At 42.7% G+C, this 1422-nt stretch carries 1 protein-coding gene; it reads left to right on the forward strand.

What is annotated here, in order from left to right:
• Positions 1–1278, forward strand: a 1278-nt coding sequence (locus F6K20_RS38450; RefSeq protein WP_287298435.1) for a sensor histidine kinase, incomplete at its 5' end; no start/stop codon positions are given.
• Positions 1279–1422: the final 144 nt, after the last annotated feature.

The raw sequence follows: 1422 nt of genomic DNA on the forward strand, positions 1-1422 counted from the left end.
TCCATCATCGGAGTGGTGTCCGTGGTACAGGATATCACGAAGCGCAAGCTAGAGGATGATGTCCTCACCCAAGCCTATGAAGAGTTAGAACAACGAATATTAGAACGGACAAAGCAACTAGCAGCAGCTAATCAAGTCTTAAAAGCTGAAATCAGAGAGCGACGCCAGGTTGAGTCGGAATTAGGCAACAACCTAGAGCTGCTTAACCGATTTTTGGAATATGTACCCGCAGCTATTGCCATGTTCGATCAGCAGATGAGGTACCAGTTTGTTAGTCGCAACTGGTACTCAGAGTACAACATATCTGATGACAACATCATTGGCAAAAGCTACTACGAGGTATTTCCAGAAACTCCTGAGGGTTGGAAGAAAATACACCAACGGTGCTTAGAGGGTTATTCAGCAGAGTGTGAAGAAGATTTGTTTATTCGCGCTAATGGTGAACAACAGTGGCTCAAGTGGGAAATCGGTCCTTGGGTTGACATTGCTGGGAAAATTAGCGGTATCATTATGAGTACTGAGGTGATTACAGAGCGTAAAGAAGCTCAAGAGGCCCTCAAACGACTTAATCAAGATTTATCCCAATCTAATCGTGAGTTAGAACAGTTTGCTTACGTGGCTTCCCATGATTTACAAGAACCACTGCGAGCCATTAGTAGCTACACCCAACTCTTAGCTAAAAAATACCAGAGTAACCTGGATGCTCAAGCAGATAAGTATATTCATTACATCGTAGATGGCGCTACTAACATGCAGCAGTTAATCCAAGATCTGCTGAGTTTTTCTCGGGTGGGAACCCATGGTAAAGAATTAGCAGCTACTGACTGTGAGGTAGTACTGAATCGGGTTTTAGACAATTTAAATGTAGCGATTATCGAGAGCGATGCCATAGTTACCCATGACTCCTTACCTGTAGTTATGGGGGATGATATACAACTGAGTCAACTTCTGCAAAATCTGATCGGTAATGCCATTAAGTTTCGCAGCCAAGAGCTACCCAGAGTCCATATTTCAGCGGAACTGAAGGCTAAAGAATTTATCTTTTCAGTTCGTGATAATGGTATTGGTATTGAGCCTGAATACTTTGAGCGCATCTTCACTATTTTCCAGCGCTTGCATACCCGCCGTGAGTATCCCGGCACAGGCATTGGTCTAGCAGTTTGTAAGAAGATTGTAGAGCGTCATGGCGGAAAAATTTGGGTAGAGTCAGAGCTAGGAGTAGGCACAACATTTTACTTCTCAATACCACAGCATCACCAGGATTTAAACATTATCTAGAAATTTCAGGAACTGGCATCATGAATATTATCACAAATACTCAACCAATTGATATTCTGCTGGTAGAAGATTCGTCGAGTGATGCCGAACTCATTTTAGGCATTATGTGATAGCAACCTATCTAGTAACTTTCATTGGGTTGAT

Origin of the sequence: Moorena sp. SIO2C4, from assembly GCF_010672485.1 — a bacterium.
In the GTDB taxonomy this organism is placed as follows: Bacteria; Cyanobacteriota; Cyanobacteriia; order Cyanobacteriales; family Coleofasciculaceae; genus Moorena; species Moorena producens.